This is a genomic window from Streptomyces flaveolus (assembly GCF_044765825.1).
GTDB classification, from domain to species: domain Bacteria; phylum Actinomycetota; class Actinomycetes; order Streptomycetales; family Streptomycetaceae; genus Streptomyces; species Streptomyces flaveolus.
In genome coordinates this window covers 118,884-138,658 of the sequence record NZ_JBIWKU010000005.1, presented here as the reverse complement: position 1 = coordinate 138,658, position 19,775 = coordinate 118,884, and the positions used below count along the sequence as shown (strand labels likewise).

Sequence of the window (19,775 nt, the reverse complement as noted above, 5' to 3'; positions counted from 1 at the left end):
GGACACGGCAGAACGGGGGTGGCGATGACGCGGGCGGGCAACACACAGGGCGTGGCGCTCAGCGAGGTGGGCCTGCCCGGCTGGCTGGAGCCGGTGGCACGGGCCGTCCGGACGGTCCAGCCGGGACAGCTGAGCCGCTTCCTCCCCCCGGCCGACGGCGCCGGGCGGCAGTCCGCCGTACTGATCCTGTTCGGCGAGGGCAGAGCCGAGAGCGAGGGCGGCCGCGGTCCCGAGCTGCTGCTCATGGAGCGGGCCGGCTCCCTGCGCTCGCACGCGGGCCAGCCCTCCTTCCCCGGCGGCGCCCTCGACCCGGAGGACGGTGATCCGCAGGGGGACGGGCCGCTGCGGGCCGCCCTGCGCGAGGCCGAGGAGGAGACCGGCCTCGACCCGGCCGGTGTGCAGCTCTTCGGAGCCCTGCCCAAGCTGTACATCCCGGTCAGCAGCTTCGTCGTCACACCGGTGCTCGGCTGGTGGCGCGAGCCCAGCCCGGTCGGTGTCGTCGATCCGAACGAGACGGCGCGGGTCTTCACGGTCCCCGTGGCCGATCTCACGGACCCGGCCAACCGCGTCACCGCCGTCCACCCCCGCGGCCACCGTGGACCGGCATTCCTGGTCGAATCGACCCTGGTGTGGGGCTTCACCGCCGGGATCATCGACCGGTTGCTGCACTTCGCGGGCTGGGAGCGGCCCTGGGACAGGAACAAGCAGGTCCCGCTGGACTGGCGGTCATGACAGGGTGACCGGTGTGAGCGTAGGACGACGAGGCGAGGCCTGAATCAGTGAACGTGCTGGACATCCTGCTGCTGCTGGCCGCCGTCTGGTTCGCGATCGTCGGCTACCGCCAGGGTTTCGTGGTCGGCATCCTGTCCGTGATCGGCTTCCTCGGCGGCGGTCTCGTCGCCGTCTATCTGCTCCCGGTCGTCTGGGACGCCCTGACGGACAACGCGGAGGTGAGCACGACCGCCGCCGTCGTCGCGGTCGTCGTCGTCATCATCTGCGCCTCCATCGGCCAGGCCCTGACCACGCACCTGGGCAACAAGCTGCGCCGGTACATCACTTGGTCCCCGGCCCGTGCCCTGGACGCCACCGGCGGCGCCCTGGTCAACGTCGTCGCCATGCTCCTCGTCGCCTGGCTCATCGGCTCCGCCCTCGCCGGCACCACGCTGCCGACGCTCGGCAAGGAGGTCCGCAGTTCCAAGGTGCTGCTGGGCGTCTCCCGGGCACTGCCCGCGCAGGCCGACACCTGGTTCGCGGACTTCTCCTCCGTCCTCGCGCAGAACGGCTTCCCGCAGGTCTTCAGCCCGTTCTCCAACGAGCCGATCACCGACGTCCAGCCGCCCGACCCGGCCCTCGTCAACAGCCCCGTCGCGACCCGCGCCAAGCGTTCCATCGTCAAGGTGATGGGCACGGCCACCGGTTGCGGCAAGGTGCTGGAGGGCACCGGATTCGTCTTCGCCGAGCGCCGCGTGATGACCAACGCCCATGTGGTGGGCGGCGTCGACGAGCCCACCGTGCAGATAGGCGGTGAGGGCCGCAAGTACGACGCGACGGTCGTCCTCTACGACTGGCAGCGCGACATCGCCGTACTCGACGTGCCGGAACTGCGGGCTCCCGCGCTGCGGTTCACGGACGACGACGCGAACAGGGACGACGACGCGATCGTCGCGGGCTTCCCGGAGAACGGGGCGTACGACGTGCGTGCCGCGCGCGTGCGTGGGCGCATCACGGCCAGCGGCCCGGACATCTACCACCGCGACACGGTCCGCCGCGACGTCTACTCGCTGTTCGCGACCGTCCGTCAGGGCAACTCCGGCGGCCCGCTGCTGACGCCCGAGGGCGAGGTGTACGGCGTGGTCTTCGCCAAGTCCCTCGACGACCCGGACACCGGCTACGCGCTCACCGCGGACGAGATCCGCGAGGACATCACCGAGGGCCGCGCCGCCAACCAGCAGGTGGACAGCGACAGCTGTGCGCTCTAGGAGAGTCCGGCCCCGCGGGCGTCAACCGCGTGGCGCTCAGGTGCGCGGATGACGCAGGCGTACGGAGACCCAGCGGGCCCGGCGGCGCAGAATGCGCGGAATGCCCACCCGTAGATCGGTCCCCGCCAGTTGCGGGGTTCCGCCGCGTCGGTGGGTGCTCGCGCCGCTCGTGGAGCGGCCGTCGCGTGCTACGTCACTGTAGTCGTGCGTCCAGCCCATACCGGGACGTGTGCCCCCGCCCCAAGGTCGATAACCGCTCCCGGGGCCCTCAATTGGCCTATGCGCCGGGCAAGTGGCCGTTCATAGGACAAGCGTTCCGGTGCGGATACCGGGCGCGTCCGTTCGGTCACCGATCGGGTTCGGGATCCTTCAGCCAGTTGATCAGTTCCGTGGAGAAAGTGACCGGATCCTCCTCGTGCGGGAAGTGTCCGAGTCCGTCGAACAACCGCCAGCGGTACGGCGCTTCGACGTACTGACCGGATCCCGCGGCGCTCCGCGTCCGCATCACGGGGTCCAGCGAACCGTGCAGGTGCAGCGTCGGCACGCGCACCGGTCGCTTCATGCGGCGGTAGAACTGGACGCCGTCGGGGCGGGCCAGCGAGCGGACCAGCCACCGGTACGGCTCGACGGAGCAGTGCGCCGTGGACGGGATGCACATGGCCCGGCGGTAGACCTCCACCGCCTTCTCGTCCGGCAGCCGCGGCCCCGACCAGTCACGGATCAGCCGGCCGACCAGCGCGCCGTCGTCCGCGGTCAGCTGCCGCTCCGGGATCCAGGGACGCTGGAAGCCCCAGATGTACGAGCCCGCCCGGGTCTGCCGGACGTCCCCGAGCATCGCCGAGCGCCAGCGCCGGGGGTGCGGCATCGACGACACCGCGAGCCGCCGCACGAGCTTGGGGCGCATCGCCGCGGCCGTCCAGGCCAGGTAGCCGCCCAGGTCGTGGCCGACCAGCGCGGCGTCCGGCTCGCCGAGCGAGCGGATCACGCCGGTGATGTCCAGGGCGAGGCCCGCGGGGTCGTAGCCCCGCGGCGTGCGGTCGCTGCCGCCGACGCCGCGCAGGTCCATGGCGACCGCGCGGAAACCGGCGTCGGCCAGCGCCGTCAGCTGGTGCCGCCAGGTCCACCAGAACTGCGGAAAGCCGTGCAGCAGCAGCACCAGCGGTCCGTCACCGAGCTCGGCGATGTGGAAGCGGGCGCCGTTGGCGGCGACGTCCCGGTGGGTCACTGCGCGCCCGCCGGGGATGTCGGGTCGTACGACCGAGGTGGGTTGCGCCGATGGAGTGGCCGGGTCCGTCATGAGGACGAGCGTGCCACAGCCTCGATGGCCTCGGGGGACCGGTCGGCCGGCAGCTCCGGGCGCGGGTGCGGCTTGGCGTTCTGCAGGACGCCCGCCGACTGCTTCACGGAGGCGGCGACCTTCTGCGGACCGCGGCCCTTCTTGGCCTTCTTGGCGAAGGTGATGCCGATCAGCGCGAGGAGACCGGCGATCAGGACGTTCGCCGCGAACGACAGCAGGAAGCAGACCGCCAGGTTCCAGCCGCTCCAGGTCCGGATCCCGTAGGCCAGGGCGAAGTTCAGCATCGGCAGCGAGAACACCAGGAGCAGGCCCGCCAGCGAGAAGGCGCCCCCGCTGGTCGCCCCGCGCTTGACGTCCTGCCTCAGCTGCGCCTTGGCCAGCGCGATCTCGTCGTGCACCAGCGCCGACAATTCGGTGGTCGCCGAGGCGAACAGCTGGCCGATGCTGCGTTCGGTGCCGACCGGGCTGCCGTCGGGTGCGCTCATCGCGGTCTCCCTCTTCTGCTGGCTTGCTGCGTACGGTTCCGTGGCGGTCGTCGTCTTCCGTCCGACCGCGTACGGTCCCGTCTTTTGTACCGTCAGGTCAGATCATGCCGGACCGTCGCCCTCATCGCCTGCCCCGCCCGGCACTTCGGCAAGCCGCGCCGCCTCCTTCTCCTCGGCGATCCGCCGGTGTTCGGCGGCCTTCCGCTCGTGGATGGCCGCCATCCGCCAGTGGTACGCCGGGTCGTCCTCCTCGTAGATGTCCGGTACACCGCTGAGGTCGTCGTCGCGCTCCTCGTGCTCGATCATGCGGCGGTACTTGGCGTTCCGGATCTTCAGCAGCACGGTCGCTAGGGTCGCCGCGACGACCGATCCGGCCAGGACGGCGGCCTTGACCTCGTCGGTCATCGTCGCCTCGCCCTCGAAGGCCAGCTCGCCGATGAGCAGGGAGACGGTGAACCCGATGCCGGCCAGGGTCGCCACCGCGAACACGTCGGCCCAGGCGAGGTCGTCGCTGAGCGAGGCCCGGGTGAAGCGCGCGGTGAGCCAGGTGCCGCCGAAGATGCCGAGCGTCTTGCCGATGACGAGCCCGAGCACGACGCCGAGCGTCTCCGGTTTGGTGAACACGTCGCCCAGCGCGCCGCCCGAGAGGGCCACGCCCGCGCTGAACAGCGCGAACAGCGGGACCGCCAGGCCGGCCGACAGCGGGCGCACAAGGTGCTCGATGCGCTCACCGGGGGAGTGTTCCTCGCCCTCGCGGGTGTGGCAGCGCAGCATCAGGCCCATCGCGACGCCCGCGATGGTGGCGTGGACGCCGCTGTTGTACATCAGGCCCCAGATGACGAGTCCGAGCGGGACGTACACGTACCAGCCGCGCACGCCCTTGCGGAGCAGCAGCCAGAAGACGGCGAGGCCGACGACCGCACCGCCGAGCGCGGCGAAGTTCAGGCGCTCCGTGAAGAAGACCGCGATGATCAGGATCGCGAAGAGGTCGTCGACGACGGCGAGCGTCAGCAGGAAGGCCCGCAGGGCGCTGGGCAGGGACGTGCCGATGACGGCGAGCACGGCGAGCGCGAACGCGATGTCGGTCGCGGTGGGCACGGCCCAGCCGGCCAGTGATCCGCCGCCCGTGGTGTTGGTGAGCGTATAGACGACCGCCGGGACGGCCATGCCGCACAGGGCCGCCACCACGGGCAGCGCGGCGGCCTTCGGGTCCTTGAGGTCGCCGGCGACCAGCTCGCGCTTGAGCTCGATCCCGGCGACGAAGAAGAAGACGGCCAGCAGTCCGTCCGCCGCCCAGTGCTCGACGGACAGGTTCAGGCCGAGTGCCGCGGGTCCGAAGTGGAAGTGACTGACGCTCTCGTAGCTGTCGTGGAGCGCCGGGACGTTCGCCCAGATCAGCGCGGCGACCGCGGCGACGAGCAGCAGGACCCCGCCGACGGTCTCGGTGCGCAACGCGTCCGTGAGGTAGGTCCGCTCCGGCAGGGACAGCCGGCCGAAGGCCTTGCGGGGGGTGCGGGGCGACGTCACGGGGGACCTCCGGTCGATGGGCAGCACGGAACACGTGCCGACCAGACTTCCCGGCGCACCATGAGGATCTTGTTGTGACTCTTACGCGTTCCTTAGCTTACCTAACGGGTCACTCCGGCGCGAACGGGCTGGACGATGCTCGCGCCGTGGGACGCCCCCGTGCGAAGGGGCACCCGGCGGGTCTCTCGCCGGGTGCCCCTCGGTCCGCTGCTTCAGTCCTGCGGATCAGTCCTCGCTGGGCGCCGCCGGGAGCTTGTCCTGGATCAGCTGCATCACGCTGCTGTCGGTCAGGGTGGTGACATCGCCCAGGGCGCGGTTCTCGGCCACGTCGCGCAGCAGGCGGCGCATGATCTTGCCGGAGCGGGTCTTGGGCAGCTCGGCCACCGGCAGGATCCGCTTGGGCTTGGCGATCGGGCCGAGGGCGGCGCCGACGTGGCCCCGCAGCTCGGCGACCAGGCCGTCGGTCTCCGAGGCCGTGCCGCGCAGGATCACGAAGGCCACGATGGCCTGGCCGGTCGTCTCGTCCGCCGCGCCGACCACGGCCGCCTCGGCGACCGACGGGTGGGAGACGAGGGCGGACTCGACCTCGGTGGTGGAGATGTTGTGCCCGGACACGAGCATCACGTCGTCCACGCGGCCGAGCAGCCAGATGTCGCCGTCGTCGTCCTTCTTGGCGCCGTCACCGGCGAAGTACTTGCCCTCGAACCGCGACCAGTACGTGTCGATGAACCGCTGGTCGTCGCCCCAGATGGTGCGCAGCATCGACGGCCACGGCTCGGTGAGGACCAGGTAGCCGCCCCCGCCGTTGGGTACCTCGTTCGCCTCGTCGTCGACGACGGTGGCGGAGATGCCGGGCAGCGGGCGCTGGGCGGAGCCGGGCTTGGCCTCGGTGACGCCGGGCAGCGGCGAGATCATCATCGCGCCGGTCTCGGTCTGCCACCAGGTGTCGACGACGGGGGTGGCGTCGGCGCCGATGGTCCTGCGGTACCAGATCCACGCCTCGGGGTTGATCGGCTCGCCCACCGAGCCGAGCACGCGCAGGGAGGACAGGTCGAACTTCGCGGGGATGTCGTCACCCCACTTCATGAACGTCCGGATCGCGGTGGGCGCGGTGTAGAGGATCGTCACGCCGTACTTCTGCACGATCTCCCAGAAGCGGCCCTGGTGCGGGGTGTCCGGGGTGCCCTCGTACATGACCTGGGTCGCGCCGTTGGCGAGCGGGCCGTAGACGATGTACGAGTGCCCGGTGACCCAGCCGACGTCGGCGGTGCACCAGTAGACGTCGGTCTCCGGCTTGAGGTCGAAGACCGCCCAGTGCGTGTACGCCGTCTGCGTGAGGTAGCCGCCGGAGGTGTGCAGGATGCCCTTGGGCTTGCCCGTCGTGCCGGACGTGTACAGGATGAACAGCGGGTTCTCGGCGTCGAACGCCTCCGGCGTGTGCTCCGGGGACTGCCGGTCGACGATCTCGTGCCACCACGTGTCGCGGGAGTCGTCCCACGCGACGTCCTGGCCGGTGCGGCGGACGACGAGAACGTGCTCGACGGTGCCGGCGCGCTCGGCCGCCTCGTCGACGGCGGGCTTGAGCGCGGAGGGCTTGCCGCGCCGGTAGCCGCCGTCGGAGGTGATGACGACGCGGGCGTCGGCGTCCTGGATGCGGGTCGCGAGCGCGTCGGAGGAGAAGCCGCCGAAGACGACCGAGTGGGCGGCGCCGATCCGGGCGCAGGCCAGCATCGCGATCGCCGTCTCCGGGATCATCGGCATGTAGACGGCGACCCGGTCGCCCTTGCGCACACCGAGCTCCAGCAGGGCGTTGGCGGCCTTGGAGACCTCGTCCTTGAGCTGGGCGTAGGTGATGGCGCGGCTGTCGCCGGGCTCGCCCTCGAAGTGGATGGCGACACGGTCGCCGTGTCCGGCCTCCACATGGCGGTCGACGCAGTTGTAGGCGACGTTGAGCTTGCCGTCCTTGAACCACTTGGCGAACGGCGGGTTCGACCAGTCCAGGGTCTCGGTCGGCTCCTGCGCCCAGGTCAGTCGGCGGGCCTGCTCGGCCCAGAAGCCGAGCCTGTCAGCCTTGGCCTGTTCGTACGCCTCTGCCGTGACGTTGGCGTTCGCGGCCAGGTCGGCGGGGGGTGCGAACCTGCGTTCTTCCTTGAGCAGGTTGGCCAAGGAATCGTTGCTCACGACATCTCCCTTTCTCAGGGTTGTCCGTTGTGTCCCAGGCCACACCTCATCAGACCCGAGGGGCCGATGACAAGGGCCGACGGGCAATTGGTTTAGACCTGTCAGGGTTGTCCGCCGTCTCCGTGGCCAGTGGTCATCCGTACCCACGGGCGCCGACGGCGCGGGGTTCAGCGTGTGTAACGCCTCTCACACTCCGCGTCCGTCGGCTCCCGTATCGCTCAGGCGGTCAGGTCGGTCTCCCGCACCAGCTCGAACCGCCCGGCCCCGTCCCCCTCGGTGAGCAGGTACGCCTGGGCCTCGCCCACGTGGAAGTACATGCCGTGCAGCTCCAGCTCCCCGTTGCCCAGTGCCCGGGACACCGATCCGTGGGCGCGCAGGTGCTCCAGTTGCTGGACCACGTTGGCCAGGCAGAGCTGCTCGGCGGCGTCGACGGGCCGCCGTCCCGCCAGCCGGGTCCAGGAGTCCTCGTCCTCGGTCAGACGCCGCAGGCTCGGCGCCCCGTGCCGCAGCCACCGCTTCAGCGGCGTCTGTGTGCCCCCGGGCTCGGTGCTGAGCAACGCCTGCATGGCACCGCACCCCGAGTGGCCGCACACCGTGATGGACCGCACCTTCAGCACGTCCACCGCGTACTCGATCGCGGCGGCGACCGAGTCGTCCCCGCTCTCCTCGCCGGGCAGCGGCACGAGGTTGCCCACGTTGCGCACGACGAAGAGGTCGCCGGGGCCGCTGGAGGTGATCATCGACGTGACCAGCCGGGAGTCGGCGCAGGTGAGGAACAGCTGGGAGGGCTGCTGCCCTTCGCGCGCCAGCCGGGCCAGCTCGCCGCGCACCAGCGGGGCGGTGTTGCGGTGGAAGGCGCTGATGCCGCGCGCCAGTTCGCGTCCGCTGGACCCACTGGGGCCGCCGAGGCCGCCGGACCCCTCGGTGCTGCGGTGTCTGCCGGGGTCCGCGGCCTCGCCGGTCCCGCCGGTGTCGCCGGTCCCGGTCCCACTGGCCCCGTCGGCATCGGACTGCCGGCCGGCGCCGGGCGGGCGCGCGGATGCCGTCTGCGGGCGTTCGCACTGGTGGTTGCGCCAGGGTGTCCAGGGGCGGCAGCGGCAGCCGTCCGTGTCGGCCGGCTCGGAGATGCGCAGGCCGGGGCGACGCCCGGTGATCTCGACGGAGCCGCCCTGCGCGGTGTGCGTCTTCTGCCAGTCCTGCAGCGTCTCGTACGCCGCGTGGTCCATGAACGACCCGTCCAACTCCACGACGGCGTCGCCACCGTGAGGCACCTGGTGCAGCACTCTGCTGAGCCGTGGCACCGCCAGGAACGTCAACTGGCCCCGGACGTGTACGTGGTGGACTCCTTCCGTGTCGACGTGCGTGATGCGGGTGCGGGTCAGCCGGTGCAGGGCGACCGCGACGGCCACGGCGATGCCCAGGGCGACGCCCTCCAGGACGCCGAGGAACACCACGCCGCAGGTGGTGACGGCGTAGACCAGGACCTCACGGTGGCGGGTCACCGTGCGGATGTGGTTCAGGGACACCATCTTGAGGCCGACGGCCATGACCAGGGCGGCGAGCGAGGCGAGCGGGATGAGCTCCAGGGCCGGGACCATCAGCAGCGCGGCGATCACTACGAGAACGCCGTGCAACATCGTGGAGTTCCGGCTGACGGCGCCCGCTTGCACATTCGCGGAACTGCGCACGGCCACACCGGCGATGGGCAGACCGCCGAGCGTGCCGGAGACGACGTTGGCCGCGCCCTGGCCGAGCAGTTCGCGGTCCAGGTCGGAGCGTTTGACGCGGCCGGTCAGGCCCGGCCGGGCGGCGACGAGCTTGTCCACGGCCACCGCGCCGAGCAGGGACTGCACGCTGCACACGAGTGTGGTGGTGAGGACGGCGGCGACGAGTCCGAGCACCGGACCGTCGGGCAGCGTGGCCAGGGCGTGGCTGCTCCAGGAGGGCAGGTCGACCTTGGGCAGCCGGAGTCCGGCGAGGGCGGCGACCGCGGTGGCACCGGCGACGGCGACCAGGGCGGCGGGCACCTTGCCCAGGAGCTGCCCGGCCCGGCCGGGGACGCGGGGCCAGAGCAGCAGCAGGGTCAGGGTCAGCACGCTCACCGCCAGGTCGGCGGGCTGCACGTTCGCCAACTGGGCGGGCAGTGCGCGCAGGTTGTCGGGGACCGCGCTCTGCGGGGTGCCGCCGAGGACGATGTGCAGCTGGGCGACGGCGATGGTGACGCCGATGCCGGCGAGCATGCCGTGCACGATGGCGGGGCTGACGGCGAGGGCGGTGCGTGCCACGCGCAGACAGCCCAGGCCCAGCTGGGCGAGCCCGGCGAACACGGTGATGGCGCAGGTCGTACGCCAGCCGTAGCGGTGGATGAGGTCGGCGGTGACCACGGTGAGTCCGGCCGCGGGTCCGCTGACCTGGAGCGGGCAGCCGCCGAGACGGCCGACGACGATGCCGCCCACCGCGGCGGCGACGAGGCCGGCCTGGAGAGGCGCGCCGGTGGCGAGGGCGATGCCCAGGGACAGGGGGAGGGCGATCAGGAAGACCGCGATCGAGGCCGAGACGTCGGCGCCCGCGATGCGGAATCGCCGGGGGCGCTCGGGCGGTGGGCTGTGGGGTGGATGGACGTGCTCGGTCCGGGCCGAATCGGCGCGGGCGGGGACGCAGGCTGACATGTTTCCCGTCTCCTCCGGGGCTGCGCGGTCGCGGTCAGGGGTGGTCCCCCGCTCGGCGGGGGTGGTGTCGCGGCCGTGGATCACGGCGTACAGCGGCGGGATGCTTGAGCGCTCATCGAATGCGCTCAGTAAACGGATCGTAATTCAGAGTAAAGATGAGGCATAGACTTTTCGCGCATATGGAGTAATGAGCCGCTCTGGCGGGTGAATCGGTCTTTTCATCGGCTTGTCGTATTAATTCCTTCTCGGTCTCGTGCCACCTTGACGGCGCTGACGGCACGTCCCGGTACAGCACCCGACATCGCCCTCGTCGGCGTTGGCCCGAGAGAAGGAAGAAGGTGGGCGGAACATGGCCACCACCCACAGGATCGCCACGCGCGTCGTGATCGCCGCGATCTGCGCCGCGTCGTTCGCCGGCTGCGCGATCGGCACCAGCGACAACCATTCCGAGGGAATGCACGGCCCGCAGAAGGAGAAGGGAAACGGGGCCCCGGCGCCCGAGAACGCGGTACGGCTGATCGGTGACGGTTCGACGGCGTACACCGGCGCACAGCCGCATCTGCCCCGGCCCGAGCGTCTCAAGCCCGGTCAGAAGCCCCCGCAGTTCGTGGTGTTCTCGTGGGACGGGGCGGGCGAGGACAGCCAGCGGCTGTTCTCCCACTTCCGTGAGGTGGCCAAGGAGAACAACGCCACCATGACGTACTTCCTGAGCGGCGTGTACATGCTGCCGGAGGAGAAGGCGGACCTGTACCAGCCGCCGCAGCACTCCCCGGGCCGCTCCGACATCGGCTTCAACGACGAAAAGGGCATCACCGACACCGTCACACAGCTGCGTCAGGCGTGGCTGGAGGGCAACGAGGTCGGTACCCACTTCAACGGTCACTTCTGCGGTGCCGGCGGCGGCGTCGGCGAGTGGTCGGTCGACGAGTGGAAGAGCGAGATCAGCCAGGCCAAGCGGTTCGTGAAGACCTGGAAGACCAACACCGGGCTGCGGAACGCCTCACCGCTGCCCTTCGACTACGACAAGGAGCTGATCGGCGCCCGCACCCCGTGCCTGGAGGGCCAGGAGAACTTCATGCGGGCCGCGAGCCAGATGGGCTTCCGGTACGACAGCAGCGGCGTGAACAACCAGGTCTGGCCGAAGAAGAAGTACGGACTGTGGGACGTGTCGATGCAGCTCGTCCCGTTCCTCGGGCACTCCTACGAGCAGCTCACCATGGACTACAACTTCATGGTCAACCAGTCCGGCACCGCCACCCAGGGCGACCCCGCCAAGCGCGAGTTCTGGGGCGACCAGATGCGCGACAGCCTGCTGCAGGGCTTCCAGCGCGCCTACGACGGCAACCGCGCGCCGCTGATCATCGGCAACCACTTCGAGTCGTGGAACGGCGGCACCTACATGCGGGCCGTCGAGGAGGTCGTCGAGAAGGTGTGCACCAAGGAGGAGGTGCGCTGCGTCTCCTTCCGGCAGCTCGTGGACTGGCTGGACGCCCAGGACCCGAAGACCCTGAAGAAGCTGCGCACCCTGGACGTCGGTGAGGCACCCAGCAAGGGCTGGGCGTCCTTCCTGTCGGCCGCCCCCGCGCCGGCGCCGAAGGGCGTGCCCGGAGCGCCGGCGACCAAGCAATAGGCATCACACCGGGGCGACGACCTCCTCGCCGAGCACGAACCCGGGGTCGACCTGCGCGGCGAGGTCGGTCCCGGTCCGCTCGTTGCCCCAGCTCCGGGCGTTCTTCAGGTGGAAGTGCACCATCTGCCGTGTGTAACGCTCCCAGTCCCGCAGCTCGTACGCCGCGTCCGCGGTCGTGTGCAACGTTCGCAGCGCCCGGCGGTTGGCGTCCTCCAGGAGGTCGAACCGGGGCGGGCGGCCCTTCTCCATGGCGCGCACCCAGTCCGAGTGCCCGACGGTCGTCAGCAGGTCGTCCCCGACCTCGTCGCGCAGGAAGTCGAGGTCGTCCTGCCCCTGCACCTTGTTGCCGACGACCTTCACGGCGACGCCGAAGTCGCGGGCGTACTCCTTGTACTGGCGGTAGACGGAGACCCCCTTCCGGGTCGGCTCGGCGACCAGGAACGTGACGTCGAAGCGGGTGAACATGCCGGAGGCGAACGAGTCCGAGCCGGCCGTCATGTCGACCACGACGTATTCGTCACGGCCGTCGACCAGGTGGTTCAGACACAGCTCCACCGCTCCCGTCTTGGAGTGGTAGCAGGCGACTCCCAGATCGGCCTCGGTGAAGGGCCCGGTGACCATCAAACGGACGCTGTCGCCGTCGAGTTCCACCCGCCGGGCACAGGCCTCGTAGACCGGGTTGTCCTCGCGCACCCGCAGCAGCCGCGAGCCCTCGCCGGGCGGCGTCGTCTTGATCATCTTGTCGGCGGAGGCGATGCGCGGGTTGCTGCCGCGCAGATGGTCCTTGATCAGCGGGAGGTGGTCGCCCATCGCGGGCAGCGCGGCCGCGTCCGCCTCGTCGAGGCCCAGCGCGGCCCCCAGGTGCTGGTTGATGTCGGCGTCGATCGCGACGACGGGCGCGCCGGTGGCGGCGACATGGCGGATGAACAGGGAGGACAGGGTCGTCTTGCCGCTGCCGCCCTTCCCGACGAAAGCAATTTTCATGTTCACCAAGCGTAGTCGGCCGATTGCTGAACGTGGCACGAGAGCCGGGAGATGCGTGAAGAAGACCACTCATTCGTGGGGTGCGGCGTCGGGGTGCGTAGGGTCGTACTCATGAGTACGTCAGGCGCGACCGCCGATCCGCTCGCGGCCCTGGGCTCGCTGCCCGGTGTGGCCGAGACCGTGGAGTCCGTACGCAAGGCCGTGGACCGGGTCTACGGTCACCGGATCATGCGGCGACGCAGCAACGAGATCACGTCCGAGGCGGCACTGCGCGGCGCCCGGGGTTCGGCGGCGCTGTCCGGCGCGGACTGGGCGCTGGAGGAGGTGCGCCGGCGGACGGACTTCAGCGGCGACGACGAGGCGCGCACGGTGGGTGCGGCATTGCGGCTGACCGCCGAGGCGGGACAGCTGCTGTCCATCTGGCGCCAGTCCCCGCTGCGGGTGCTGGCCCGGCTGCATCTGGTGGCGGCCGCGGACAAGGCCGATCAGGTGGGACGGCCGCGCCAGGAGGGCGAGCCGGTGGACGAACCGCTCGTCGAGCTGCCGCTGCCGGGTGCCGCGGAGGCCCACGGCCGACTCGACGGCCTGGCGGAGCTGGTCATCGCGGGGGGTTCCGCCCCGGCGCTGGTGACCGCCGCCGTCGTGCACGGCGAACTCCTGGCCCTGCGTCCCTTCACCTCGCACAACGGCCTGGTCGCGCGTGCGGCCGAGCGGATCGTCCTGGTCGGCAGCGGCCTGGACCCCAAGTCGGTCTGCGCCGCCGAGGTCGGACACGCCGAGCTGGGGCGCGCGGCCTACCTGGCGGCCCTCGACGGCTACGTCTCCGGCACTCCCGAGGGCATGGCCGCCTGGATCGCGCACTGCGGCAGGGCTGTGGAGCTGGGCGCGCGCGAGTCGACGGCGGTGTGCGAAGCGCTCCAGCGCGGAGCGGCGTAAGCCGGCGCCGGCGCGGCGCAACGTAATGCGGCGGTACGAGAATTCGTACCGCCGCTGGCATGCTCACCGCGTTACCAAGCGTCCTCGATATATGCCCATCAGGTCGGGACTTTGCCCGTCACCTGGTGCGGCTGGCCCGTAATCGACGGGTCGACGTCGCGTGGGTGCCCGGTGTTCATGCTCGGTCCGTGGGGCCAAATGCGTTCTTAAGGCGATCCTTTCGGATGTCCTTGGTCTCGCGGGCCGTTGAGTCCTTTGTACTCCTGCCCGGGAACAAGCGGAAGCCTTCGCCGCACTTCTTTACTTCCGCGGTCAAACACGGGTGAAAGGGTTCGGATCAGGCCGCTGCCGTCCGGCGTCGGCTCGCGTACCAGACGAGGCCCGCGGTGGCCGCCGCGGCACCTATCGCGGCGGCGGCGACAAGGGCCGGACGCGGCGGCACCGCGAAGCCGGGGATCCGCTGCTTGAGCCGTACGGGCCGGTGGAAATCGAGAATCGGCCATTCACGCGCGAGCGCCTCACGCCGCAGGGCGCGGTCCGGGTTGACGGCGTGCGGATGGCCGACGGCCTCCAGCATCGGCAGATCGGTCGCGGAGTCGCTGTACGCGTAGCAGCGGGCGAGGTCGTACCCCTCGGACGCGGCCAGTTCGCGGATCGCCTCGGCCTTGGTCGGGCCGTAGGCGTAGTACTCCACCTCCCCGGTGAAGCAGCCGTCGTCGCCCACGATCATGCGGGTGGCCACCACCCGGTCCGCCCCCAGCAGCTCGCCGATCGGTTCGACGACCTCGGCGCCCGACGTGGAGACGATGACGACGTCACGGCCGGCGGTGTGATGCTCCTCGATCAGGGACGCGGCCTCGTCGTAGATGATCGGGTCGATCAGGTCGTGCAGTGTCTCGGCGACGATCTCCTTGACCAACTGGACGTTCCAGCCGCGGCAGAGCGCGGACAGGTACTCGCGCATCCGCTCCATCTGGTCGTGGTCGGCGCCGCCCGCGAGGAAGACGAACTGGGTATAGGCGGTACGCAGGGCGGCCCTGCGGTTGATCAGCCCGCCCTGGTAGAACGACTTGCTGAAGGTGAGTGTGCTCGACTTCGCAATGACCGTCTTGTCCAGGTCGAAGAAGGCCGCGGTACGGGGCGAGGAGTGGTTTTCCACGACCCCGAGCATAGGCGCAGCCCATTCGGCGTAAGGTGTGGCGTGTGGGTTTGCCTGAGAAGGCTCTCGGGTACACCATGGAAGTCACGGATCGTTCGCGACCGTGCTAACCCGGTCCGACTCCTCCCCCCCCGAGTCGGCCGTGGAGACGACCCCCGCTCTCCCCCCCGGCGGGGGTCGTCGCATGTCCGGGTGGGTTTTTCCCTCTTGCCGGTGGCGCGGTCGGCGCGCCGGGTCTACGCGAGGCCCGTCAATTGTCATGTGCATGATTATTGACTGTGTGTAGTCGACGGGCTGCTCTGCGGGACTCGCACGCAGGGTGGAGCGGGGTGACTCCGGACTCACCGGTATGGGTGACGGCGATATTCACAGCCTCCGCGTTGTCCACAGTTATCGACCAAGATCCACACGATTTCGCGGACCGCCGCACCGTGATTCCACGCGTTCGGGCCGCGCCGCTCATGACCGGTTCGCTTTGCCGGGCGCATATGGCCGGTTTTCCGGCGAAGCGACGCGCAGGACGCCAACGAAGCAGAACGCGACGAAGCGGAACACAACGAAGCAGTACGCGACGAAGGGGGACGCAGGCATGACCGGGACCGTCACACACGATCCGCCACCCGCCGCCGGTGGGCGGCAGAGCGGGCCACTGATCGTCACCGAGGACACCGAGCTCCTGGACGACCTGCTGCGCCTGTGCGCGGCGGCCGGCGCCACACCCGAGGTGCACCACTCGGTGCCCGGGAAGCCGTCGGAGTCCGGGCAGCGCGGCAGCTGGGAGTCGGCGCCGCTCGTCCTGGTGGGCGACGACGCCGCACGGCGCGTACGCGGGGCAGCGCGCAGACGAGGCGTGGTGCTGGTCGGCCGCGACCAGGACGACTCCGGGGTCTGGCAGAGGGCCGTCGAGATCGGCGCCGACCACGTCCTGATGCTGCCCGACGGTGAGCAGTGGCTGGTCGACCGCATCGCCGACGTCGCGGAGGGCGTCGGCCGTCCCGCCCTCACCGTGGGTGTCATCGGCGGCCGCGGAGGTGCCGGAGCGTCCACCCTCGCCTGCGCGCTCGCCGTCACCTCGGCACGCCAGGGACTGCGCAGCCTGCTGGTGGACGCCGACCCACTGGGCGGCGGACTCGACGTCCTGCTCGGCGGTGAGACGGCCGAGGGGCTCAGGTGGCCCGCGTTCGCGGCCTCACGCGGGCGGGTCGGCGGCGGCGCCCTGGAGGAGTCGCTGCCCGAGCTGCACTCGCTGCGGGTGCTCAGCTGGGACCGGGGGGACTGCGTCGCCGTGCCGGCCCCGGCCGTACGGGCGGTCCTCGCCGCGGCGCGGCGCAGGGGCGGCACGGTCGTCGTCGACCTGCCGCGCCGGATCGACGACGGGGTCGCCGAGGTCCTCGCCCAGATCGACGTCGGGCTCCTCGTCGTCCCGGCCGAGCTGCGCGCCGTCGCGGCGGCCGGGCGGGTGGCCTCCGCGGTCGGCATGGTCCTGCGCGACCTGCGGGTCGCGGTACGGGGTCCGTACGCGCCGGGGCTCGACGACCGCGAGGTGGCCAGGCTGCTCGGGCTGCCGCTGGTCGGTGACGTGCCCGTCGAGTCCGGCCTGCTGCGGGCGGCCGAGGGCAAGCGACCTCCGGGCGCCGCCGGACGGGGGCCACTGGCGCGCTTCTGCCGGGAGTTCTGGGAGCGGGCGCTGGCGGCGGAGACGGGCGGTGCGGGATGAGGACGCCGGTGGGTGCCGAAGACGCGGTGGGCGAGGGTGCGGGCAGGGGAGTGGGTTCCGGGCGGTCTGCCGAGGTGCGGCGCGAGGAGGTGTCCAGGCGGCCCGCGTGGGCGGGTCCGCGGGAGTCCGCGGGGGCGGCCGTCGGGTCGTGCGCGAAGGGGCCGGCAGGGGCCGTCCCAGGTGTTCCGTCGGAGCCGCCTGCGGGGGCGGCCTCCCGAGTGACCACCGCGCTTGCTCCAGGAGAGGGCCCCGAGGCCCCGAGGACGCTTCCGGTCCTGGCTTCCGCCCTCATGCCGGGGCGGGCCCCCGCGGTGGCCCCTGGGGGCGGTTCCGGGATGGCCGCAGGGCCCGTCTCCGGGCTGCTCGACGGTGTGCGGCGGTGGCTCGCCGAGAGCGGGGCGGAGCCGACTCCCGCGCGCGTGGCACAGGCGCTGCGGGAGCAGGGGCGGGTGCTGGGGGACGCGGAGGTCCTCGGCGCCGCCGAGCAGTTGCGGTCGGAGCTCGTCGGCAGCGGACCGTTGGAACCGCTGCTCGCCGATCCGTCGGTGACCGACGTGCTGGTGTCCGCCCCGGACCGGGTCTGGGTGGACCGGGGCGGCGGCCTGGAGCTCACGTCGGTCGCCTTCGCGGACGCCGGAGCGGTGCGGCGGCTCGCTCAGCGCCTCGCCGCTGTCGCCGGGCGCCGGCTCGACGACGCCCGGCCGTGGGTGGACGCCCGGCTGCCCGACGGCACCCGGTTGCACGCCGTGCTGCCTCCGGTCGCCGTCGGCTGCACGTGTCTGTCGCTGCGGGTGGTACGACCGCGCGCGTTCACGCTCGACGAGTTGGCCGCGGCGGGCACCGTGCCGCCCGGCGGGGACCGGGTGCTGCGGGCGCTCCTGCGGGCCCGGCTGTCCTTCCTCGTCAGCGGCGGCACCGGCAGCGGCAAGACGACGCTGCTGAGCGCGCTGCTCGGGCTCGTCGGACCCGGTGAACGGATCGTGCTCGCCGAGGACTCGGCGGAACTGCGGCCGGACCACCCCCACGTCGTCCGCCTGGAGACCAGACCCGCCAACCAGGAGGGCGCGGGCCTGGTCAGCCTGGAGGACCTCGTGCGGCAGGCCCTGCGGATGCGGCCGGACCGGCTGGTCGTCGGCGAGGTGCGCGGCCCCGAAGTGGTGCATCTGCTCGCCGCGTTGAACACCGGCCACGAAGGCGGCTGCGGGACCGTGCACGCCAACGCCGCCGCCGACGTACCCGCCCGGCTGGAGGCGCTCGGCACCGCCGCGGGGCTCGACCGGGCGGCACTGCACAGCCAACTGGCGGCGGCTCTGTCGGTCGTCCTGCACCTGGCGCGGGACCGGGCGGGACGGCGGCGGATCGCCGAGGTGCACGTACTGGAACGGGACCCGTCGGGCCTGGTGCGGACGGTTCCGGCGCTGCGGTGGGGCGCGGAGGCGTTCGTGGCGGAGCGCGGATGGCAGCGGCTGCGGGAGCTGCTGCGCGGCGAAGGACTCGGAGCGCGGCCCGGGGAAGGGAGGCGAACAGGTGATGGGGACGAGTGAACTGACGACGGCCGCTGCCCTGGCGTGTCTGGGAACGGGGACGTGGCTGACGGCCGGGTGGCATGCGGGGGCACGGCGCGCGCGGGTGTTGCTCGCGGGGAGCGGGGCGGTCGGGACCGGGCCGCCGATGGCACGCCGGGTGACGGACGGGCTGCGGCAGGTTCGCGGTCGGCTGCGGGCGGAGTGGTGGTCCTTGGCGGCCGGGCTGGTGCTGGCGGTCCTGGGCGCCTCGGTGCTCCCGGTCGTGGCGGGGGCGGCCGGAGTGCCGGTGCTGCGGCGGGTGCGGCTGGCCGGTCGGGAACGGCGGGACCGGGAGCACCGGCAGGACGCGGTGATCGCGCTGTGCGGGGCGCTCGCGGGCGAGGTCCGCGCGGGGCGCCAGCCGGGCGAGGCACTGCTGTGCGCCGCCCACGACTCCGGAGGACTCGGTGACGCGCAGGCGGCGGTACTGGCGGCAGCCAGGTTCGGCGGGGACGTCCCGGCCGCGCTGGCGGCGGCGGCACGCCGACCGGGCGCCGACGGGCTGCGGGGCCTCGCGGCCTGCTGGCGGGTGGCCGTCGACCAGGGCGCCGGGCTCGCGGCGGGGCTCGAGCGGCTGGAGGGCGCGCTGCGCGCCGAGCGGGACCAGCGGGCCGACCTGCGCGCCCAGTTGGCGGGCGCCCGCGCCACGGCGGTGATGCTCGCCGGTCTGCCGGTGCTGGGCCTCCTGCTCGGTGTCGCCCTCGGCTCCGACCCGCTGCATGTGCTGCTGCACACCGGAGGAGGACTCGGCTGTCTGCTGGCCGGCGCGGTACTGGAGGGCCTCGGAGTGTGGTGGGTGACCCGGATCGTGCGGGGCGCGGAGGCGGCGGCGTGAACGGGGACGTTGTCCACAGGCTGGGGGCAGTGCTGGGGACGGCGCTGGTCCTCGGGTGGCTGGTGAGCCGGGCCGCGGCCGAGCGGCGGAAGCGGACGGTGCGCAAGCGGCTCGCGGCGCTCCTGATGCCGGCACCGGTCCGGGCCGGTCCACGGCGCGGTGAGGTGCTGGACACCGCGCGCGGATGGCTGCCCCTGGTGGGCACGGTGGGCGCCGGGTGGGCCCTGGTGGGCGGCGTCGTCGGCGCCGTGGTGGGGCTGGCCGCGGCGGCGGTGCTGTGGCGGTGGCACGCGAAGCGGTCGGCCGCCGGGTCGGCCGCGGAGGAGACCATCGCCGTGGAGGCCGCCCGTCAACTGCCCTTGGCCGCGGATCTGCTGGCGGCCTGCGTCGCGGCGGGCGCCGGTCCGGTGATCGCGGCCCAGGCCGTGGGCGACGCCCTCGGCGGGCCCGTCGGGGACGCGCTGGTGCGCGGCGCCGCCGAAGTCAGGCTCGGCGGCGAACCGGGTGGCGCCTGGCGCGGGCTGGCCGCGCTGCCGGACGCCGGACCCCTGGCGCGCCTGCTGGAACGCGCCGACGTGTCCGGCATGCCCGCCGCCGGACCGGTCGCCCGGCTCGCCGCCCAGGCCCGCGCCGACCGGGCGCGTGCCACGACGGTCCGTGCCCGCCGGGCGGCCGTCATGGTCACCGCGCCGGTGGGGCTGTGCTTCCTGCCCGCGTTCGTCGCGGTGGGCGTTCTGCCGGTGGTGATCGGCCTCGCGGGAGGGGTGCTGGGCGGCGGAGGAGGTGGTGGGTGACGGAGCGGAGCGGAACG

16 protein-coding genes are annotated in these 19,775 nt (G+C 72.1%); 8 read left to right on the top strand and 8 right to left on the bottom strand.

What is annotated here, in order from left to right:
- The first annotated feature begins 24 nt into the window (after positions 1-24).
- Complete coding sequence (locus ACIRG6_RS16975) at positions 25-732, top strand: NUDIX hydrolase (RefSeq protein WP_364680074.1); 708 nt, start codon at positions 25-27, stop codon at positions 730-732.
- Between the two features lie 47 nt (positions 733-779).
- Complete coding sequence (locus tag ACIRG6_RS16970) at positions 780-1,979, top strand: MarP family serine protease (RefSeq protein ID WP_364680077.1); 1,200 nt, start codon at positions 780-782, stop codon at positions 1,977-1,979.
- A 36-nt stretch (positions 1,980-2,015) separates the two neighbouring features.
- Here the strand turns inward: ACIRG6_RS16970 and ACIRG6_RS16965 are convergent, their stop codons facing one another.
- From ACIRG6_RS16965 to ACIRG6_RS16940, 6 genes are all read right to left on the bottom strand, one after another.
- A complete protein-coding gene (locus tag ACIRG6_RS16965) occupies positions 2,016-2,198 on the bottom strand; it encodes a hypothetical protein (RefSeq protein ID WP_225637763.1) in 183 nt (60 codons plus the stop codon).
- A 127-nt stretch (positions 2,199-2,325) separates the two neighbouring features.
- A complete protein-coding gene (locus ACIRG6_RS16960; protein ID WP_364680079.1) occupies positions 2,326-3,276 on the bottom strand; it encodes an alpha/beta fold hydrolase in 951 nt (316 codons plus the stop codon).
- Positions 3,273-3,761 carry a phage holin family protein gene (locus ACIRG6_RS16955; protein WP_189229961.1) on the bottom strand — a complete coding sequence of 163 codons (489 nt, stop codon included), beginning with the start codon at positions 3,759-3,761 and terminating at the stop codon, positions 3,273-3,275. The genes ACIRG6_RS16960 and ACIRG6_RS16955 overlap by 4 nt, the downstream gene beginning before the upstream one ends.
- A 102-nt stretch (positions 3,762-3,863) precedes the next feature.
- Positions 3,864-5,288, bottom strand: coding sequence for a Na+/H+ antiporter NhaA (gene nhaA, locus ACIRG6_RS16950; protein WP_403323295.1), 1,425 nt, complete (start codon positions 5,286-5,288; stop codon positions 3,864-3,866).
- Between the two features lie 225 nt (positions 5,289-5,513).
- On the bottom strand, positions 5,514-7,469 hold the full coding sequence (acs, locus tag ACIRG6_RS16945; RefSeq protein ID WP_403323292.1) for an acetate--CoA ligase: 1,956 nt from the start codon (positions 7,467-7,469) through the stop codon (positions 5,514-5,516).
- Positions 7,470-7,687: 218 nt separating this feature from the next.
- Positions 7,688-10,138 (bottom strand): bifunctional SulP family inorganic anion transporter/carbonic anhydrase, encoded by a 2,451-nt coding sequence (locus ACIRG6_RS16940; protein WP_403323289.1) that lies wholly within the window; start codon positions 10,136-10,138, stop codon positions 7,688-7,690.
- 349 nt (positions 10,139-10,487) lie between these two features.
- Between ACIRG6_RS16940 and ACIRG6_RS16935 the strand changes: the two genes are divergently transcribed.
- Positions 10,488-11,768 carry a polysaccharide deacetylase family protein gene (locus ACIRG6_RS16935; RefSeq protein WP_364680089.1) on the top strand — a complete coding sequence of 427 codons (1,281 nt, stop codon included), beginning with the start codon at positions 10,488-10,490 and terminating at the stop codon, positions 11,766-11,768.
- A gap of 3 nt (positions 11,769-11,771) precedes the next feature.
- On the opposite strand, the gene ACIRG6_RS16930 is transcribed toward ACIRG6_RS16935, so the two are convergent.
- Entirely contained in the window at positions 11,772-12,752 is a 981-nt protein-coding gene (locus tag ACIRG6_RS16930) for an ATP-binding protein (RefSeq protein WP_403323286.1), read from the bottom strand.
- A 111-nt stretch (positions 12,753-12,863) separates the two neighbouring features.
- On the opposite strand from ACIRG6_RS16930, the gene ACIRG6_RS16925 reads away from it, so the two are divergent.
- A complete protein-coding gene (locus tag ACIRG6_RS16925; protein WP_350725800.1) occupies positions 12,864-13,688 on the top strand; it encodes a Fic family protein in 825 nt (274 codons plus the stop codon).
- 337 nt (positions 13,689-14,025) lie between these two features.
- Here the strand turns inward: ACIRG6_RS16925 and ACIRG6_RS16920 are convergent, their stop codons facing one another.
- A complete protein-coding gene (locus ACIRG6_RS16920) occupies positions 14,026-14,859 on the bottom strand; it encodes an HAD family hydrolase (RefSeq protein ID WP_350725802.1) in 834 nt (277 codons plus the stop codon).
- Positions 14,860-15,436: 577 nt separating this feature from the next.
- Here ACIRG6_RS16920 and ssd point away from each other — a divergent pair.
- The 4 genes from ssd (at position 15,437) to ACIRG6_RS16900 (ending at position 19,758) form a co-directional block, all read left to right on the top strand.
- Positions 15,437-16,564: a septum site-determining protein Ssd gene (ssd, locus tag ACIRG6_RS16915; RefSeq protein WP_350725804.1), complete on the top strand. Its 1,128-nt coding sequence runs from the start codon at positions 15,437-15,439 to the stop codon at positions 16,562-16,564.
- A 335-nt stretch (positions 16,565-16,899) separates the two neighbouring features.
- Positions 16,900-18,108, top strand: coding sequence for a TadA family conjugal transfer-associated ATPase (locus ACIRG6_RS16910; protein ID WP_364680095.1), 1,209 nt, complete (start codon positions 16,900-16,902; stop codon positions 18,106-18,108).
- The gene (locus ACIRG6_RS16905) at positions 18,095-18,964 is read left to right on the top strand and encodes a type II secretion system F family protein (RefSeq protein ID WP_403323281.1); all 870 of its coding nucleotides are present in this window, start codon (positions 18,095-18,097) and stop codon (positions 18,962-18,964) included. The genes ACIRG6_RS16910 and ACIRG6_RS16905 overlap by 14 nt, the downstream gene beginning before the upstream one ends.
- Positions 18,961-19,758 (top strand): type II secretion system F family protein, encoded by a 798-nt coding sequence (locus ACIRG6_RS16900; protein ID WP_392128943.1) that lies wholly within the window; start codon positions 18,961-18,963, stop codon positions 19,756-19,758. Before ACIRG6_RS16905 ends, ACIRG6_RS16900 begins: the two co-directional genes overlap by 4 nt.
- Positions 19,759-19,775 lie beyond the last annotated feature (17 nt).